15 protein-coding genes and 1 riboswitch are annotated in these 17060 nt (G+C 43.6%); of the genes, 7 read left to right on the top strand and 8 right to left on the bottom strand.

Annotated features, from left to right (window positions below):
- Positions 1-34: 34 nt before the first annotated feature.
- The 3 genes from ahpC to IEY18_RS16310 all read right to left on the bottom strand — a co-directional run bounded on the left by ahpC (position 35) and on the right by IEY18_RS16310 (position 2875).
- The gene (ahpC, locus tag IEY18_RS16320) at positions 35-604 is read right to left on the bottom strand and encodes an alkyl hydroperoxide reductase subunit C (protein WP_188922811.1); all 570 of its coding nucleotides are present in this window, start codon (positions 602-604) and stop codon (positions 35-37) included.
- A 440-nt stretch (positions 605-1044) separates the two neighbouring features.
- On the bottom strand, positions 1045-1797 hold the full coding sequence (locus IEY18_RS16315; RefSeq protein ID WP_188922809.1) for a spermidine synthase: 753 nt from the start codon (positions 1795-1797) through the stop codon (positions 1045-1047).
- 88 nt (positions 1798-1885) lie between these two features.
- Positions 1886-2875 (bottom strand): 2-hydroxyacid dehydrogenase, encoded by a 990-nt coding sequence (locus tag IEY18_RS16310; protein WP_188922807.1) that lies wholly within the window; start codon positions 2873-2875, stop codon positions 1886-1888.
- 185 nt (positions 2876-3060) lie between these two features.
- Between IEY18_RS16310 and IEY18_RS16305 the strand changes: the two genes are divergently transcribed.
- The 6 genes from IEY18_RS16305 to IEY18_RS16280 all read left to right on the top strand — a co-directional run bounded on the left by IEY18_RS16305 (position 3061) and on the right by IEY18_RS16280 (position 9785).
- Complete coding sequence (locus tag IEY18_RS16305; protein ID WP_188922805.1) at positions 3061-3471, top strand: hypothetical protein; 411 nt, start codon at positions 3061-3063, stop codon at positions 3469-3471.
- Positions 3471-3992, top strand: coding sequence for a class I SAM-dependent methyltransferase (locus IEY18_RS16300; protein ID WP_188922803.1), 522 nt, complete (start codon positions 3471-3473; stop codon positions 3990-3992). Before IEY18_RS16305 ends, IEY18_RS16300 begins: the two co-directional genes overlap by 1 nt.
- Positions 3993-4016: 24 nt before the next feature.
- Positions 4017-4307 carry a hypothetical protein gene (locus tag IEY18_RS16295; protein ID WP_188922801.1) on the top strand — a complete coding sequence of 97 codons (291 nt, stop codon included), beginning with the start codon at positions 4017-4019 and terminating at the stop codon, positions 4305-4307.
- 153 nt (positions 4308-4460) lie between these two features.
- Complete coding sequence (gene rluA / locus IEY18_RS16290) at positions 4461-5138, top strand: bifunctional tRNA pseudouridine(32) synthase/23S rRNA pseudouridine(746) synthase RluA (protein ID WP_188922800.1); 678 nt, start codon at positions 4461-4463, stop codon at positions 5136-5138.
- A gap of 95 nt (positions 5139-5233) precedes the next feature.
- Complete coding sequence (asnC, locus tag IEY18_RS16285) at positions 5234-5695, top strand: transcriptional regulator AsnC (protein ID WP_188922798.1); 462 nt, start codon at positions 5234-5236, stop codon at positions 5693-5695.
- A 214-nt stretch (positions 5696-5909) separates the two neighbouring features.
- Positions 5910-9785, top strand: coding sequence for a S8 family serine peptidase (locus IEY18_RS16280; protein WP_188922795.1), 3876 nt, complete (start codon positions 5910-5912; stop codon positions 9783-9785).
- A 63-nt stretch (positions 9786-9848) separates the two neighbouring features.
- Here the strand turns inward: IEY18_RS16280 and IEY18_RS16275 are convergent, their stop codons facing one another.
- The 3 genes from IEY18_RS16275 to IEY18_RS16265 form a co-directional block, all read right to left on the bottom strand.
- Complete coding sequence (locus IEY18_RS16275) at positions 9849-10967, bottom strand: succinylglutamate desuccinylase/aspartoacylase family protein (RefSeq protein ID WP_188922793.1); 1119 nt, start codon at positions 10965-10967, stop codon at positions 9849-9851.
- 3 nt (positions 10968-10970) lie between these two features.
- Positions 10971-12323 carry a lysine-sensitive aspartokinase 3 gene (gene lysC / locus IEY18_RS16270; RefSeq protein WP_188922792.1) on the bottom strand — a complete coding sequence of 451 codons (1353 nt, stop codon included), beginning with the start codon at positions 12321-12323 and terminating at the stop codon, positions 10971-10973.
- 149 nt (positions 12324-12472) lie between these two features.
- Positions 12473-12649: riboswitch (Lysine riboswitch) on the bottom strand.
- 133 nt (positions 12650-12782) lie between these two features.
- A complete protein-coding gene (locus tag IEY18_RS16265; RefSeq protein WP_188922790.1) occupies positions 12783-13214 on the bottom strand; it encodes a DUF3293 domain-containing protein in 432 nt (143 codons plus the stop codon).
- A 557-nt stretch (positions 13215-13771) separates the two neighbouring features.
- Between IEY18_RS16265 and arcA the strand changes: the two genes are divergently transcribed.
- Positions 13772-14488: a two-component system response regulator ArcA gene (arcA, locus tag IEY18_RS16260; protein ID WP_188922788.1), complete on the top strand. Its 717-nt coding sequence runs from the start codon at positions 13772-13774 to the stop codon at positions 14486-14488.
- 72 nt (positions 14489-14560) lie between these two features.
- Here the strand turns inward: arcA and IEY18_RS16255 are convergent, their stop codons facing one another.
- Both IEY18_RS16255 and cysI read right to left on the bottom strand, forming a co-directional pair.
- Positions 14561-15334, bottom strand: coding sequence for a phosphoadenylyl-sulfate reductase (locus IEY18_RS16255; protein ID WP_188922786.1), 774 nt, complete (start codon positions 15332-15334; stop codon positions 14561-14563).
- Positions 15327-17027, bottom strand: a complete 1701-nt coding sequence (gene cysI / locus IEY18_RS16250; protein ID WP_188922784.1) for an assimilatory sulfite reductase (NADPH) hemoprotein subunit — start codon at positions 17025-17027, stop codon at positions 15327-15329. Before cysI ends, IEY18_RS16255 begins: the two co-directional genes overlap by 8 nt.
- Between the last annotated feature and the right edge of the window lie 33 nt (positions 17028-17060).

Here is a 17060-nt window from a genome sequence, read left to right as displayed (position 1 = left end):
TCGTGCGTAAGGGCAACAAGCGCCTAGACAACCGTTAGATTTTGCCGACAAGATCGAGTGAAGGCGCAAGCGTTTGTTCACCGGGCTGCCAGGCAGCGGGACAAACTTCACCATCATGCTCGGCCACATATTGAGCGGCTTGAATTTTACGAACAAGTTCTGCTGCACTTCGACCAATTCCAAGATCGTGTACTTCTGCAACCTTGATATCACCTTCAGGGTTGATTACAAATGAGCCACGAAGTGCTAAGCCTTCTTCTTCGATCAACACCCCAAAGTTGCGACTGATATTTCCAGTCGGGTCCGCTAACATTGGGAAGTCAATTTTGCCAATGGTGTCAGAGCTATCGTGCCAAGCTTTGTGAGTGAAATGAGTATCCGTGGACACTGAATATACTTCTACTCCCATTTGTTGAAGTTGTTGGTAGTGTTCAGCCAAATCACCGAGCTCTGTAGGACAAACAAAAGTAAAATCAGCAGGGTAAAAGAACACAACTGACCACTTGCCAAGTAAGGTTTGCTCGGTCACATCGACAAAGTCACCTTGGTGAAACGCTGTTGCGGAGAATGGTTGTAGCTGTGAGTTAATGATTGAATGTGACATGGTTATTCCTTAATTTTGCTTCAATGTTTTCGTTAAATCTAATGTAACCAAACCAACCAAACGAATAAAGCGAACAAAATAAATAAGGGTAATCGATAAAACAAAACCAAATATTAAAACTTTTGTTTACGAAAAGAAGTTAACTTTTGAGAAGGGGCTTAGTTCTCAAATAGGCTTAGTTCTGAGAAAGGCTTTAATTCTGGAGAAAAAGTGTCATTTATTTTGAGTAAACAACGTTGAAACAATCATCTTGTGTAGAAATCTACGAAAAAGGAGAGTTTGCCTCTAGCGATTTTAACAAAAAATTTGCAGCAAATTATTAAACAGTCAATCATAAACATCATGCGTGGAACCCATACACTTCATTCTCAAAAAATGTATCAAGCCCACCATGCGTCATTCAATATACAAGATTAGATATGCGCAGAAACTCATCTTGGCTACCGCGCGGACTCCCATACATCAAATCGATTTAGGTGCTTTGATAATGGAAAACCGAGCTTATTTGAAAGCTGCGTGGCTCTATTTTTTAGCTCAGATCCTGCAATGGCTTTAGGTTTTTTCGCAGCAAACACAACCCAATTGCCACCTCCCGTTAAACAGGCTCGAACCTCAGCGAAATGAGCTTGCAAATATTGCAACAGCGCTTGGTTAAATTTTTGCTCTTTCCAGCAATTTAACACTAAATAACCATCTTCTTTTAGTAAGCCATGAGCATCGTTAATAAATTGTTCCGAGAGCTGCTGCTCTATCACACCATCAACGTTGTAAATATCAGCAAAGATGACATTTACCTTTTTGTGCGCTCCTTTCCTCAAAAATTCGGTCGCATCTACATTTTCAACATTTAATTTTTTACCGATTGACAATTGAAAAAATCGCTTCGAAATCTCGATTACTTTTGCGCTTAATTCAACGGCAGTCAGCTTCATACTGGCATCATAGTGCCGCAATGCATGAACCAATCCGCCCCCGCCTAAACCGAGAACAATCGCGCTTCTTGGCTGACAAAACAGCAATACCAACAGCATAGCTTGTACATAAGTATGTTGCGGTATATGGGGGGAAAGCTTTAATAGCTTACTTTGTTCATCGTTTAAGCCGAAAGAAAGTGTCCGGCATTCCTTGTCATCGAATACGGAGATCAAGCCAAACTCATCTTCAACGCGATAGATTTCTTGAGGATCAAGCATCTTTATTTATAGCCACCAACTGACTGAAATATAAAAAGGGCTTGATATACCAAACCAAGCCCTATCTATTCGGTTACAGGTTCAAAACCTAAAACAACTCATTAGGACAACTTTCACCAGCACAAAGCTGCTGAACATTTCTTAATGTTGTTTCTGCAATGGCACTCAGAGCTTCTTGAGTTAAAAATGCTTGATGCCCACTAAAAACGACATTATGACACGCTGATAAACGCCTAAATACATCGTCTTGAATAATTTCGCTCGACTTGTCCTGGAAAAACAATTCCTTCTCGTTTTCATAGACATCAAGGCCAAGTGCACCGATTTTTCCTGTTTTCAGAGCTTCTGTTGCATCCGTAGCATTTAAAAGACCGCCTCGACTGGTATTAATCACCATCACACCATCTTTCATTTGGGCAAATGTCGATGCATTCAAAAGGTTGTGGTTGGCTTCAGTTTGAGGGCAATGCAAACTAATAATGTCGCAAACTGGGTACATCTCTTCCAAAGACACATATCTGACACCAAGCTTCTCAACTTCTGGGTTCGGATATGGATCATATGCAAGCACTTTACAGCCAAAGCCAAGCAATATTTTGATCGTTGCTATTCCTATCTTGCCAGTACCAATAACACCGACAGTCTTTTGATACATATTAAAACCGACCAAGCCCTCTAAAGAGAAGTTCGCATCACGAGTTCTTTGATAAGACTTATGCAATTTGCGGTTCAAAGTGAGCATTAAAGCGAGAGTATGTTCAGCAACTGACTCTGGAGAGTACGCTGGTACATTGACGACTTTTAAACCCAAGCGTTGCGCGGCTTCTAAATCGACGTTATTAAAGCCAGCACAACGCATAGCGATAATTTTCGTGCCGTTTTTCGCAAGCTCAACCAAAATAGGCTCACATAGAGAATCATTCACAAAAGCACAGATAACATCATAACCGTGAACAAGTTTTACGTTTTGCGAACTCAATCGATAATCAAAATATTCGATGTCTGCTCCAAAATCAGATTTGAAACGATCAAAATATTCCAGATCATAATTCTTGGCGCTAAAAAAGCCGATTTTCATGGTATTGCCCATTCTGTTTTCGTAAATTAATTACATTTTAAAAGAAATGCTGACAAATGTCCTGCTCTGTAACGCCAAGATAAGTAATTTTTGATTTCCTTCTCCATCGGTTGAAGAAGAAATACCGATACCGATGAAATTACTGCTAACATATCCAACAACTCGATAACGGAATGATAAGTCATATGAGCAAAGACCACCTTTCAGAAGCACAATTTTGGTTCCAGCGCATAGCGAAAACAGCGCTTCGAGCTTTACATATTCTCGGTATTGTCGGGGCTGGTGGAGGCATTTTGCTGGGGGTGAATGATGACATCTGGTTAAATTATTGGATTTTAGCGATGAGCACAGGAGCCATCTTAATGGCCTGGGAGGTATTACGTGATTGGCAGTGGCTAATTCAACTCAAAGGCGTGTTAACTATTGTAAAAATAGTTCTGCTTTGCCTCTTCATCCCACTTGCAGCATACAAACCCGCTTTGTTTATTCTGATCTTACTGTTATCAGTCTTAGTTTCTCACGGGCCAGCAGGACTCCGACACTATTCCATCGTCCATCGCAAACAAATCCACGGAAAAAAGGAAATTAAAGGTTGATGGTTGCCCCACTCATCGCTAGCTTCGACTGGAGCAAGTTGAACGTTGAGAATTTAAAAGTATTGGACTTAGCTTGTGGAAGCGGTATCAACGGTTTTTGGTTTGCGCAGCAAGGAAGTCAGGTACATTTCGTTGATAAAGATTTATCCCGTTTAATTTACCCAAAGTCAGATTATCCTCACTGCACTTTTTCAGATTGGGATATGGAGACCGTACCAGCAAAGACATTGGCCGTTGAAAGCTACGATATCATTTTGGTGTTTCACTATTTGCACCGACCTTTGTTTGATCAAATAAAACGAGCCCTAAAACCAGGTGGCCTGTTGTTTTACCAAACCTTTACTACACAACAAGCAAATATTGGTCGGCCTAAGAATCCCAGCTTTTTATTAAAGCCTAACGAACTCAAGCAAACATTTTCTTGTTGGCATGCTATAACTTATACAGAAGGACTTATCGAAAACAGCGCTGATCAATCTCAAAGTTATAAGGCACAGCTAGTAAGCCAAAAGCTTAATTAGAACCCAAAAGGATAACGAATACGGATGTTTCCCTACCCAGAACACTTCAAATACGCAGCACCTCCGGTTGCGACAAGCATCATGGTCATTTGGGCATTGTTAAGCCAGCTCGTTCTTCCCCCTGGTAGTTTAATTGGTCTAGTACCGTTATTTTTTTTATTTCCAGGTATTATCGTGATCCATATCCTGTTGATTTGGGATGCCCAAGGCATGAAACGGCTCGATCAATGTTTTTATAGTCTCATCCATGGCCCATTAGCGTTCGTTGTTTGGACATTTACCATAATGCATGTGGGCGGGAACGGCTTTTCCTAGATAAATAAAGGCTTTGCCGCACAATATCAAACCTCACCACCGATATGTCTGAAGATCAGAGCTAAACTCAAATACGTCAAACTTGCATCCTGCAATAGGCCAGCGTATCGTTGCCGAAAATTTTGGTTCAACAGTTCAAATTTAGTGCACGTTATGGCAGATTTCATATATAACCCAACAACTCAACCTTGGCTCGAAATCATACATCAAGATAAGGATATAATCGTCCTTAACAAGCCATCCGGACTATTGTCTGTGCCTGGACGAAAGCCTGAATATCATGACTCAATCTACGCGAGAGTGCTCAAAGAGCACGTCAATGCACAAATTGTTCATCGTTTAGATATGGCCACATCCGGCGTTATATGCGTTGCACTGCGAAGAAATGCCGAAAAAGAGTTAAAAAAACAATTTAGAGAGCGGGAAACAAAAAAAATATACTTCGCTCGTGTGGCCGGACATCTAAAAAAATCGTCTGGAATAGTAGAACTGCCACTGATTTGCGACTGGCCAAACCGCCCAAAACAAAAAGTAGATCATGCTACTGGTAAGGCATCTACAACGCATTTTGAAGTCGTAAGCTACGGCAAGCGGTCGACTCTGGTAAAACTAACGCCGATTACCGGACGTTCTCATCAACTCAGAGTACACATGATGGCTTTAGGGCACCCTATACTCGGTGATAATTTTTACGCCGACCCTCTCGCCAAAAATCTTGCTTCAAGACTACTTCTCCATGCACATTCACTTACTCTTAGCCACCCCTATTCTGGTGCAGAATTGACATTTACTGCAGACGTCCCTTTTTGCGAGCCCACAGACGAACAATAATTGCACTTACAGAATGTTTTTTGTGAAAAATGTGGAAATTCTGCATTTAAAGTCGTAAATTTGAGAGTATATTTGAATTTATATGACATATAGCTATGGATGTTTCATTTCAGCGAGACCAACTCGACAATCAAATCCTTGAAGCTTTGATGGAAGATGCAAGGACGCCGTTTGCAGAACTAGCCAAACGTTTTAACGTTAGTGCTGGCACCATCCATGTGCGGGTGGAAAAGATGAAGCAAGCAGGCATCATTACAGGCGCGCAGATTACCGTGAACCCAAAAGCACTAGGGTACGATGTGTGTTGCTTTATTGGTATCAACCTCAAAAGTGCCGGCGATTATCCCGCCGCAATATCGAAACTGAATGAACTAGAAGAGGTCGTTGAAGCCTATTACACAACAGGCAATTACAGCGTATTTGTTAAAGTAATGTGTCAGTCGATCGATGGATTACAGCATGTGTTAATAAATCGCATCCAATCGATAGATGAAATCCAATCAACAGAAACACTAATTAGTCTGCAAAATCCGATTGTTAGAGCCGTAAAGCCTTAGGCGACGGCTCCCGCTTAACATACATTGTTACAGTATGCCAGACCGTATGTTACCCAAATGTAAAATAATTCATCCAAATTGTTAACTCCTCTGTTATTTTGTGATACAACTCTTCAGTCAGCATTTTTATGCCGTCCCATAATAAAAATTCATTACTCAGCGCCTTACGCAATTCTCGCATCGGCGCTTTGGGTTAATAGACAAGGAAGAAGTTGTGAAAACAAAATTATCTATCGCCATTTCGGCGGCACTTTTGTCAGGTTCAGCGTATGCGAATAGTGGATATACGGCTCAACCTTACTCACCAGAAATTGTCTCTGCAGATCACTACAAAAAATCAGCAATCGCAAATAACATTGCGGCTCCGCAGCGATTTATTATCGAATTGGAGTCTCCTGCGATTGCAGTTTACCAAGGCGGCATAGGTCAATTGACCGCAACAGCGCTAGAAAGCAAAGATCAGAAGCTGAATGCGCAATCCGCTTCAGTAAAAAATTACGCTACGTATCTCGCTCAAGAGCAAGCAAAGTTTTCCCAAACACTTGCTAAGCTCTCTGGAAATGCCAAAGTAGAGCGCCAATTTAAGACACTATTCAATGGTGTTACCGTTGCAGGTCAAGGATTAAGCCTTGAACAATTAGCGGCACTGCCTGGCGTAAAAAGTGTTTATCCTGAAACTATGTATGAAGCACAAATGGATGCTTCTCATGATGTAATCAATAGCGAAGCCATGTGGTCTGCAGTCTCTGGTGTAGAGAATGCAGGTAAAGGCATACGTGTAGCGGTGATCGACGGCGGTATTCGTCCTGAGAATCCAATGTTCTCTGATGAAGGCTTCGAAGCACCAACAGGTGCCCTGCCGACGGACGACTATTGTTCAACTGTTGATACAAGCTTTTGTAACAACAAACTTATCGTTGCGCGCTGGTCTCAACCAACATTCCCTGTTTGTGCGGATGAACACATGAGCCCACTTGGGTTTGGCGGACACGGAACCCACGTTGCGGGAACAGCTGTTGGTAACCAAGTCACAACAACCTATAACGACGTCGAAGTCGAGCTATCGGGTGTCGCACCAGCGGCATACTTAATGTCATATAAAGCGCTGTATACAAACACTGAATGTGAGCGAGGTTCAGGCTCAAATATCATGCTGATGGAAGCGCTAGAGCATGCAGTCAACGATGGCGCAGATGTTATCAATAACTCATGGGGTGGTGGCGCAGGAGCGGATCCAGCAAGCAGCCCTTATAAAACCATGTTTGAAGCTGCAGAAGCTGCTGGTGTCGTGGTCGTTTCAGCAGCAGGTAATGATGGTAATGGTGCAAAAACAATCGGTTGCCCAGCTTGTATAGAATCAGGGATCGCTGTCGCAAATACGACCCATGGACGTTTTTTTGCGAACTCTCTGAATGTCGGTGGAGATGATCTGCTTGCTATCCAAGGCAACAACGGCTTACTGAATGATTTAGAAGCTGATATTAGCTTGCCTATTGTTGCGTCTATGCACGTAGAAGCAGACAACTTTGAAGGTTGTGCCCCCTATGCTGATAGCACAGCTTTTGCCGGCAGCATTGCCTTAGTTTCTCGTGGAGCCTGTGCATTCTCGGACAAATCGGCCAATGCAGCTGCTGCTGGTGCAGAAGCGATTGTTGTTTACAACAACAAAGCTGGCGCGCCAATAACCATGTTTATGCCTGACGCAACACTCCCCGCGGTCATGGTATCCCAAACAGATGGCAATGCAATCGTTGAGTCGTTAGGTGAAGACACAACAACGGCAACGATATCAGTCGAAGTACAACGTATCGTTGACAAATCATTTGCAGACATCATGAGCAGCTCTAGTTCACGCGGTCCAAACGGCAACGAAAATATTCTTAAACCGGATATTGCTGCACCAGGTTCAGATATTTTATCAGCTTACTCACCTGATGACGGTGGCGCAGGTTTAGAATTTAATGCTATTTCCGGCACAAGTATGGCGAGCCCCCATGTCGCTGGTGCCGCAGCAATGATGCGCCAACTTCATCCAGACTGGTCGGCAAACGACATTAAAACTGCGCTAACATCAACTGCGCAGGTTGCTGGTATTTTAGATGATGACGCGGCAACACCTGCTACACCATTTGCAATGGGAGCAGGCCGCATGGATCTTGATGCAGCAGCTAAGGCAGTGCTGACATTTGACAAACCATCAATTGCTGCTGACGCATGTGTAGGACCATGTACATTTACACGTACGGTATACAACAAAAGCGATGCAGCAACATCTTGGTCACTTTCAGCGACGGCAGATGCAGGTGGTATCACGGTAGCACCTGCAAGCTTGGAGCTAGAAGCTGGTGCTTCCGCTACGTTTACCGTCACTGTTGACTCAACATTCGCTGACTATGGTGAGTGGATATTTGGCAACGTCATGATTAAAAGTAATGACGGTAAGCAAGATGCACACCTCCCTCTTGCGGTGCTTGCTCAGGAATCAAGTGACTCATCACTGATTTCAACCATGACGCCAGATACCGACATTGAAGCAGGTAAAGCATTTACAGTTCAATCTGTTGTAAACAACACAGTATTTGAAAACGCTGTAACCATCACGGCCAAAGCGCCTGAAGGCACAACCTTAACTTCTGAAGACGATGTCGTTGTGACCCTTTCTGGTGCGACTCAAAATGGCATGGACGTCAACGAAGCACTCGGCACAGTAACTTGGGTTGGTAGCATGGACTTACCAGAAATGCGAACTAGCCAAGGAACCGGTTCATATCCAAATATTGCAGCGCTTGGGTTAGAGTATACACCGACTTGTACAGATGGCTGTGACGAAACGAATTTCGTATTTAACGTTCCTGCCTACCGTTATAATGGCCAAACTTATACTCAAATCACAATGTCTGATAATGGTATTGTAATTCCAGGTAATAGCAGCACCGCAGGAACTTGGAATAACAAAGAGCTTCCTGATTCTGGAACGCCAAATAATATCGTTGCACCATTTTGGTCTGATTTTGACCTAAGCGATGATACCGGTACAGATTCTGGTGGTGGTGCGATGTCAATTGGCATTGTTTCTTCAGGTGACAATCAGTGGATCGTAGTTGAGTGGAATGATGCCCAACTATGGAACGATACTTCAGGCAATGAATATAGCTTTAGTGTTTGGTTCAGAACTGGTGACACGGAAGAAGTTACATTCAACTACTTCGATGTGCCCAACATGCCTGCGAACCTCACTATTGGCGCAGAAAACATTGGCGGTTCAATCGGTACGACCTTCCATTACAATGGTGAAGGCGGAACCGTAGTTGCCGATGATTGGGTTGAGGTCAGTGCAACTACACCGGGCAGTGTCAATATCGAATACCAAGCCATGTCCACCAGCTTTAACCCTGGACAAGTTGATACTTTAACTGTCGATGAAGAAGGCACACTAGAAGCCAATGTACTAGAAAACGATATGGGTGAAGAAAAAGTTGCCCGCGTTTCAGTCACTGGTGATGGTATGACTGCTTCAGCGCAAAAGTTGATCGATGTTGCGCCAGCAGGTGAGCTGGGAGCTGCTGCGATTGCAGAAGAGCCTGCAAATGGTGCAGTGACAATTTCTGAAGAAGGTGCAATTAGCTATACGCCAAATGATGATTTCTTTGGTATGGATAGCTTCAGCTACACCTCAACAGATAGTGAAGGCAATGTTTCAGCGCCTACAAAAGTGATGGTAACCGTCAACAACGTTAACGATGCACCAGCAGTTGCACCGACAGGTATGACTAGTACCGAAGGCTTCTCTGTTAAAGCAGAAGCAAACGGCAGTGATGTGGATGGCGATGCGTTGACTTATACTTGGACGCAAACAGGTGGTGAGGCAGTAAGCTTTAGCAATGGCGGAAGCAAAATTAGCTTTAAAGCCCCTGCTGGTGATCACGTCTTAACTTTCTCTGTTGTCGCTTCTGATGGTGAGCTTTCAAGTGAGCCAGGAACAGCAACAATTACAGTGAACGCTAAGTCAGAGCCTAGCTCTGGTGGTTCGTTAGGTTGGTTAACCGCGTTACTTCTACCTTTAGCTGCTCTGCGTCGTCGCAAGCACTAAATTAGATTACGAACGAAAAAGGGAACCTTAGGGTTCCCTTTTTGATTTCTGTCTAAGCGATTTCTATTCGTCGCAGCTTAATTCAAAAACGTTCGTCATCACTTTGTACATTTCTGTGCCTAAGTGAACCGACGCCGATGCAAAATGTAAAACTGGGACGCAGTCTTCAGGTGCTTTAATTTCAACGATTTCTTGCTCTGTGCCGTATAAATCCAGTCTTAAAATATTAACCAGCCCTTGCCCTGCACGAATGGGTTTTCCTAGCGGCGCCACATACTCCACCATTCCAGCCATAGGTGCGTATAGTTTTTTATAATCTTGAAGTGCACAGGCATTGCGTCGCATTTTTCTTGGCTTAACATGGTCATCAATAACATGTCGATGACTGAGATAAGCCAAAATACCTTCTGCATCAATCTCAGCATCAATTAGATCAATGCGCTCTTGATTTCCTAGCTCTAAAGTAAATGCTGACACAGGAACTTCTATTTGACGGCCATGTTGTGCTGCGATATCTGATAGTTGCCACCATGGATAAAATGCTGATTCATCCATGGCTCCAGCAAATTCATTTGGCATTACCAGTGTATGTGGTATAGAGAAATAACAAGCCGCCGCCAGATCATATTCAGGACAATACAAATGCTTTGCAGATTTGGGACCAGTGTGCAAATCAAGCACAATGTCTGCCTGGTGGGCCATCTGTTGCAACTCTGCAGCCAAACGAGTCCCGGTACTCACTCCCCAATCATTATCAAGCTGTCGTTTGCAGCCAGTGATTAACTCTTGGCGAAAGGCGGCAAATAATTCAGCATCATCAAGGTGAGCATGTGCTGCAAACCACGTTGACATATCGAAATCTGGCGCAACGTATTCACGGTTCCAGTTCACACCAGTTATGGGGTCAAATCGACCTAACGTAAATTCGCCACTTTTCTGATTAATACCCAGCGGATTGGCCAATGGCACCAAGGTGATGCTGCCATTAATATCCATGGATTCAAAACGCTTCATCAACTGAAAAATAACAGCATTTCCTTGGACTTCAGCACCATGAACATTTGCTTGAATATATACATGCAATCCATCACTAGCGGCATCACCAAATCGATAGACAGGAATAGACAAATGCTGGCCAGCGGCTAGCTCTCCAACCTCCTGCCAGTGCTGAGTCAAAGACATACGTTATCCTTCAAACAAGTTTTGGTGTAGTGCATGTACCACTTGTGCAGCTTCCGACTCTGACACCAATACACACAAATTATGAGGGCTAGCACCTTGGCAAATCATCCGCACGTTATGGGTTTCGAGCACCTCAAAGACACGGCGGCAAACACCAGGGGTCGTCGCTATGCGGTTGCCAATAATTGCAACTAAAGCTAACTTATCTTCAACGCGCACTCGACAATGTTGAGACAACTCTTGCATTAACGCTTCACTAAGTAACCCATGCCCCGAAGAATCTGAACCCGTTTTGTCCAAAGTGATGGCCACGTTAACTTCTGAAGTCGTAATCAAGTCCACACTAATTTTATGCTTGGCAAGCGTAGCAAAGGTCTCGGCTAAAAAACCTTGGGCATGCAGCATTTGTAAGCTGTGTAAATTCAGTAAGGTTTGGTCTCGACGAACCGCAACGGCACGATAAACTGGTGCTTGCTCGATCTGATGACGGATCCATGTGCCACCCTGCTCTGGGGCTTTACTCGAACCAACAAACACTTGGATCTTTTGTCGTACCGCGGGCAATATCGTTGCTGGATGCAAAACCTTAGCGCCAAATGTTGCCATCTCAGCCGCTTCATTAAAGCTAATTTCTGGTATCGGTGTCGCGTTAGGAGCCAATCTAGGATCGGTGGTATAGATCCCGGCGACATCGGTCCAAATCTCCACCGAGTCCGCATTCAATGCTTCTGCAAGCAAGGCTGCACTATAGTCACTGCCGCCACGACCAAGCGTCGTAGTTGCACCCGCCTCATCAGCACCCATAAAGCCTTGGGTTACGATTCTCTGCTCAGCCAACAAAGGAGCCAAATGTGTTTGTGCTAGTGCGGAAATTTCATCAACTTGCGGCTCGGCTTTACCAAAATGGCTATCCGTTCGCATCACCTGGCGAACATCAAAACTCGTTGCTTGTTCGCCCAATTCACGTAACACGGCAGCAAACATCTGCGATGAACATTGCTCGCCTAATGAAAGCAACTCATCCATAATTTGTTTACTACGGTCAAGCACCAGTGCTTCGCTCAATTGTGAAATACGACTCAGCAGAGCATCTATCGTTGCACACAGTTGTTGTGGACGGCCTAATGCATCGAGGATTGTATATTGAACTTGCGCAATTTGTTTTAATAAGGACAAACGACGCTCATCATTAATCGTTGCTTGAGTGAGCTCTACTAACAAGTTCGTCACACCACTAGAAGCACTAACAACAACCACACGAGTTTGCGGATTATCCATGATAATTTTTGCACAGCGATGCATTGCCTCATAGTCAGCAACTGAGGTTCCACCAAATTTAGCGACAACTAACGACATAACAACACCTCCAACATGAGGTGATGAAAAGAGATTGATAATTTATATGACTTTAACATTTGTACTGCTCCGAACTTACGTCAGTTCGAAGAGCCTGGAGCTATAGATGAGGCGCCTAATCCAATTCAGATCAAGGGGATACAATTATTGCTACCAGAAGCTCTCCACCACAATTAACAGGTGACAATCGCTAGGATTCAGCCTAGGCGATCGATACAAACAGTGCATCACCACTATCGTACCTCGGCGTTAATCTCCCTAATAAGCTGTCCGCGGGGTGATTGCCCTCTCGCTTACTACCTAGTTAACGCTCCTCTTCTGCATACTCTCGTTAAGAAAGTAGAGCAAAAATTAGCAATTCGCTATATTCAAGTCAACGCTAAACTAGTTTTGAATGAATTTTCCTCAACAATATAGAGAAAGAAGTAACAAATCTATAAGTCTAAATCCGTAGTCTATCTATAAATCAAAATCTGGTAGCTCATTCACTTGCTCACATCGCGCAGCAAAACTGCCTAAGCTCACTGCATCTGCCTGATACCAACAGGGGATCAACCAAAGCAGGTCTCGTTTTACGTAGAAAATAGCATTCTGGTTGAACTGTTTGCCAAGTGTTATTGCAGTACGCTGATCGACCATAACCACCCAGCTTTTCTCAATATGTGAGCGATCCGTAGAGCACCCCAAAACAATCCGGTAAGGGACGCTGAGCGATTCAATACATATTTGAAGTTTTCGGTCCAACAGCCGATTTTGACTGGAACTCAACACTTCACCAAGGGGGTTGTGTGCGGTAATAATGGCAAACTCACTTTCTCTAGCCAATTTTTGCGTCATTAAAAAGTGAGTGTGCTGATACTGCTTCCACAGTTCTTCATGCGCTAAATCCATGCTTTCCTCTATATCACGGTTAACGCAAGAAATTGTAGCAAAGACAAGGTGAAGCCAATATGACGGTTTAAAAAAATGTATGTTCTTTGATTAAAATGACGTGTATTGGCGTTTATTTATACAGCTTTGTGAGATGAATCAAATCCTAATGGGATTTTGTTAACATTTCATTTGTTAACAAATGGGCAAAGATAGTACAATGCGTGGCAATAGACACCTACCTTTCTAGCATGCCAGGTGACACGAATTGTTACTTGCTTTTAGGACGGACTCTAGGGCTAACTATTCATAAGGGAAATTTCGACGATATTGTGGATTGCTAGATAAAGTTCAAAATAAAACAATTGCTAAGGAACTAATCCTCCCAATTGCGTATCCAATAATTTCTAGCGAACAAATTTATATAAAGTCATATTTTCAGCATATTTAATTTGAGTCTTTATTTTATCATTTTGACTTTTTATATCTCTGGGATAGTTAGTAGCACAGACAACATTGTAGAGTAGCCAGCGCACTACTCATCTGAAGAATTCTTTGATTTAAGTTAGGTAAATTACATGCAAAATCCACACATTCTGATCGTTGAAGATGAAGCAGTTACCCGTAACACGCTAAGAAGTATTTTCGAGGCAGAAGGTTATGTGGTTACCGAGGCAAATGATGGTGCAGAAATGCACAAAGCATTGCAAGAAAGTAACGTTAATTTAGTCGTGATGGACATTAACCTGCCAGGAAAAAATGGCTTATTACTTGCTCGCGAGTTACGCGAAATAAACAATATAGGTTTAATTTTCCTCACCGGGCGTGACAATGAAGTCGACAAGATTCTAGGGCTAGAAATTGGTGCCGATGACTACATTACCAAGCCTTTTAACCCTAGAGAGCTAACCATTCGAGCTCGCAATTTGTTAACCCGTGTGAGTACGGGTAATAACGATGTGGAAGAAAAGACAGCAGTTGAGCATTATCGCTTTAATGGCTGGAGCTTAGAAATAAATAGTCGCTCGCTCGTTAGCCCTGAAGGTGAGTCTTATAAGCTTCCCCGTAGTGAGTTTAGAGCCATGCTCAACTTTGTTGAAAACCCAGGAAAGATTTTGACTCGTGCTGACTTGTTAATGAAAATGACAGGCCGAGAGCTTAAGCCACATGACCGAACGGTAGATGTTACCATTCGTCGAATCCGTAAGCATTTTGAAAGCCATTTAGAGACCCCTGAAATTATTGCCACCATCCATGGTGAGGGTTACCGTTTCTGTGGCAACCTGGAAAGCTAATCCAAATCCAGCAAAAAGAAAGGCACCACACGGTGCCTTTTTTATTCGCTTTATGCCAATGGGCAATGCTCACTATATTTCATCATGTAAACCACATTCTCGCTTTAAGCCATTAAAGCGCGTATCTTCTTCGCTCATTCCTAAAGACAGTGGTTGGCTTGAGTGTGTATCACCAACGGAAACATATCCTTGCTCCCACAATGGGTGATAAGGTAAATCATTGCTAGTTAGATATTCGTGTACCGTCTTATTCGTCCATTCAACAATTGGCAACATTTTGTAACGGCGTCCATGAATCGCTAAAATCGGCAACCTTTCCCGACTACTTGCTTGCACATGTCTCAATCCAGCAAACCAAGTTCCAACTTGCTGCTCGGCGAGCGCTCTTTGCATCGGCTCGACCTTATTTATACGATTATACAGCGCTAGCCCCTCAAGCCCTTGTTGCCATAGCTGCCCATAACGCGCCTCTTGCCATGCCGCGGTTTGCTCCGAACGATAGATCTTCAAATCTAATGACAACCGCTCTACGAGTTCATCAATAAACCGATAAGTTTCAGCAAATAAATATCCGGTATCCGTCAATACAATCGGCGTTTTCGCTTCTACTGTCGTAACAAGACTTAGCATCACTGCAGCTTGAATTCCAAAGCTAGATGAAAGCACATGGTTACCAGGTAAATATTTGAAGGCCCATTCAATTCGTTCCTGCGCATTTAGCAATTGAAGAGCTTGATTCAATTTTATCAGCGCGGCGGCTTGCTCAACTTCTGGCGCATCTAATAGCGCGCGCATATCCACAGCGGACCAAGCTTCTAGCGGTTTTGACTTTAACGAGCTATCCATGAAAATCCTTAGCCGCATCTAAAACAGCACCCACGACGCCAGTTCTCACTGTAAAGTTACCAAAGGTTTCACCCTTTTGTCGCTCTGTGGCATATTGTGCGAATAAAGTATCTAACACCTCGAGTATCTCTGCTTCTTGGACATTTTCACGATACATTTTATTGAGTCGTGTCCCTTCATAACTCGCACCTAAATAGAGGTTGTAGCGGCCTGGAGCTTTACCCACAAGTCCAATTTCAGCGGCAAACGGCCGTGCACAGCCATTTGGACAACCAGTAATTCTGACTACGATTGCCTGCTCAGCAAAACCATGTTTATCCTGCAAGGCTTCGACTTTACTAATAAAGTCAGGAAAATAACGCTCTGCTTCTGCCATCGCCAATGAACAAGTCGGCAATGCCACACATGCAATTGAATGACCTCGTGTTTGGCTAATCACCTCACCAAGGAGGCCATGTTGGCGTGCGAGCCCTTCGATTTCAGCTTTGTCTTGCTCAGCAACACTCGCCACGATCATATTTTGATTTGAGGTCATTCTAAAATCCCCTTTGTGGACTTTAGCAATCTCTCTTAAACCCGTTTGTAGCATTTTTCCAGGCTGATCTTTAACTCGGCCGCTTTCAATATAAAGCGTCAGATGCCATTGGTTATCGATTCCTTTAACCCAGCCATAGCGATCGCCGCGGTCACCAATGATCACTTCTCTTTTCGCTTCAAAAGCTTTCCCTACACGTTTTTCAACTTCTGCTTTAAAAGCGTCATAACCATGATCAACGATGGTGTATTTCAACCTCGCACGCTTACGGTTCACTCGATTTCCCCAATCACGCTGAACTGTCATGACAGCTTCCGCGAACTTCAAAGTGTCCTCAGCGCGAATAAAGCCAAAATCATCAGCAAGCCGAGGGAACGTATCGGTTTCACCATGGGTTGACCCCATTCCTCCTCCAGCGGTTAAGTTAAAACCAACCAGCTCATCTCCATCTGCTACTGCGACAAAACCTAAATCATTGGTATATACGTCGACATCATTATCTGGTGGCACTGCAACTGCCATTTTAAACTTACGCGGTAAGTATGTTTTTCCGTACACCGGCTCTAGCGGTTGCTCATCCGCTGTAGAGACGAGCTTTTCTTTATCAAGCCAAATCTCTGCGTAAGCTTGTGTATGGGGCAGTAAATGATCAGATAGTTTCTTCGCCCATTCATAAGCCTGTTGATGTAATTTAGACTCAACAGGGTTTGGGTTACACATAACATTTCGGTTTACATCACCACATGCGGCAATCGAATCAAGCGCTTGACGATCTAGCCCCTGGATGATTGTTTTTAAATTTCGCTTAGGGATCCCGTGGTATTGAAAAGTTTGTCGCGTAGTTAAACGGATGCTATTTGAACTTGTTAATTCACTCGCAATTTTATCGACACCTAACCATTGCTCTGGAGTACACACACCACCAGGTACTCTTGCACGCAACATAAAGCTGTATAGCGGCTCAAGCTTTTGCGCTTTACGCTCATTTCGCAAATCACGGTCATCTTGCTGGTAGAAACCATGAAACTTAATGAGTTGCTGGTCTCCTTCACTGAATGCACCAGTGACTTCGGTTTGTAATCCTTCGTTGATGGTTCCACGTAAGTAGTCACTATCGGTTTTTAGGTATTCATTTACAGCCAGTTTTTGGTCACTCATGGGGCGTTCTCTCAATATTCTTTTCAATTAAAC

The sequence above is a fragment of the Shewanella gelidii genome (genome assembly GCF_014647855.1).
Classification (GTDB): domain Bacteria; phylum Pseudomonadota; class Gammaproteobacteria; order Enterobacterales; family Shewanellaceae; genus Shewanella; species Shewanella gelidii.
This window is presented reverse-complemented; position numbering and strand designations above follow the sequence as displayed.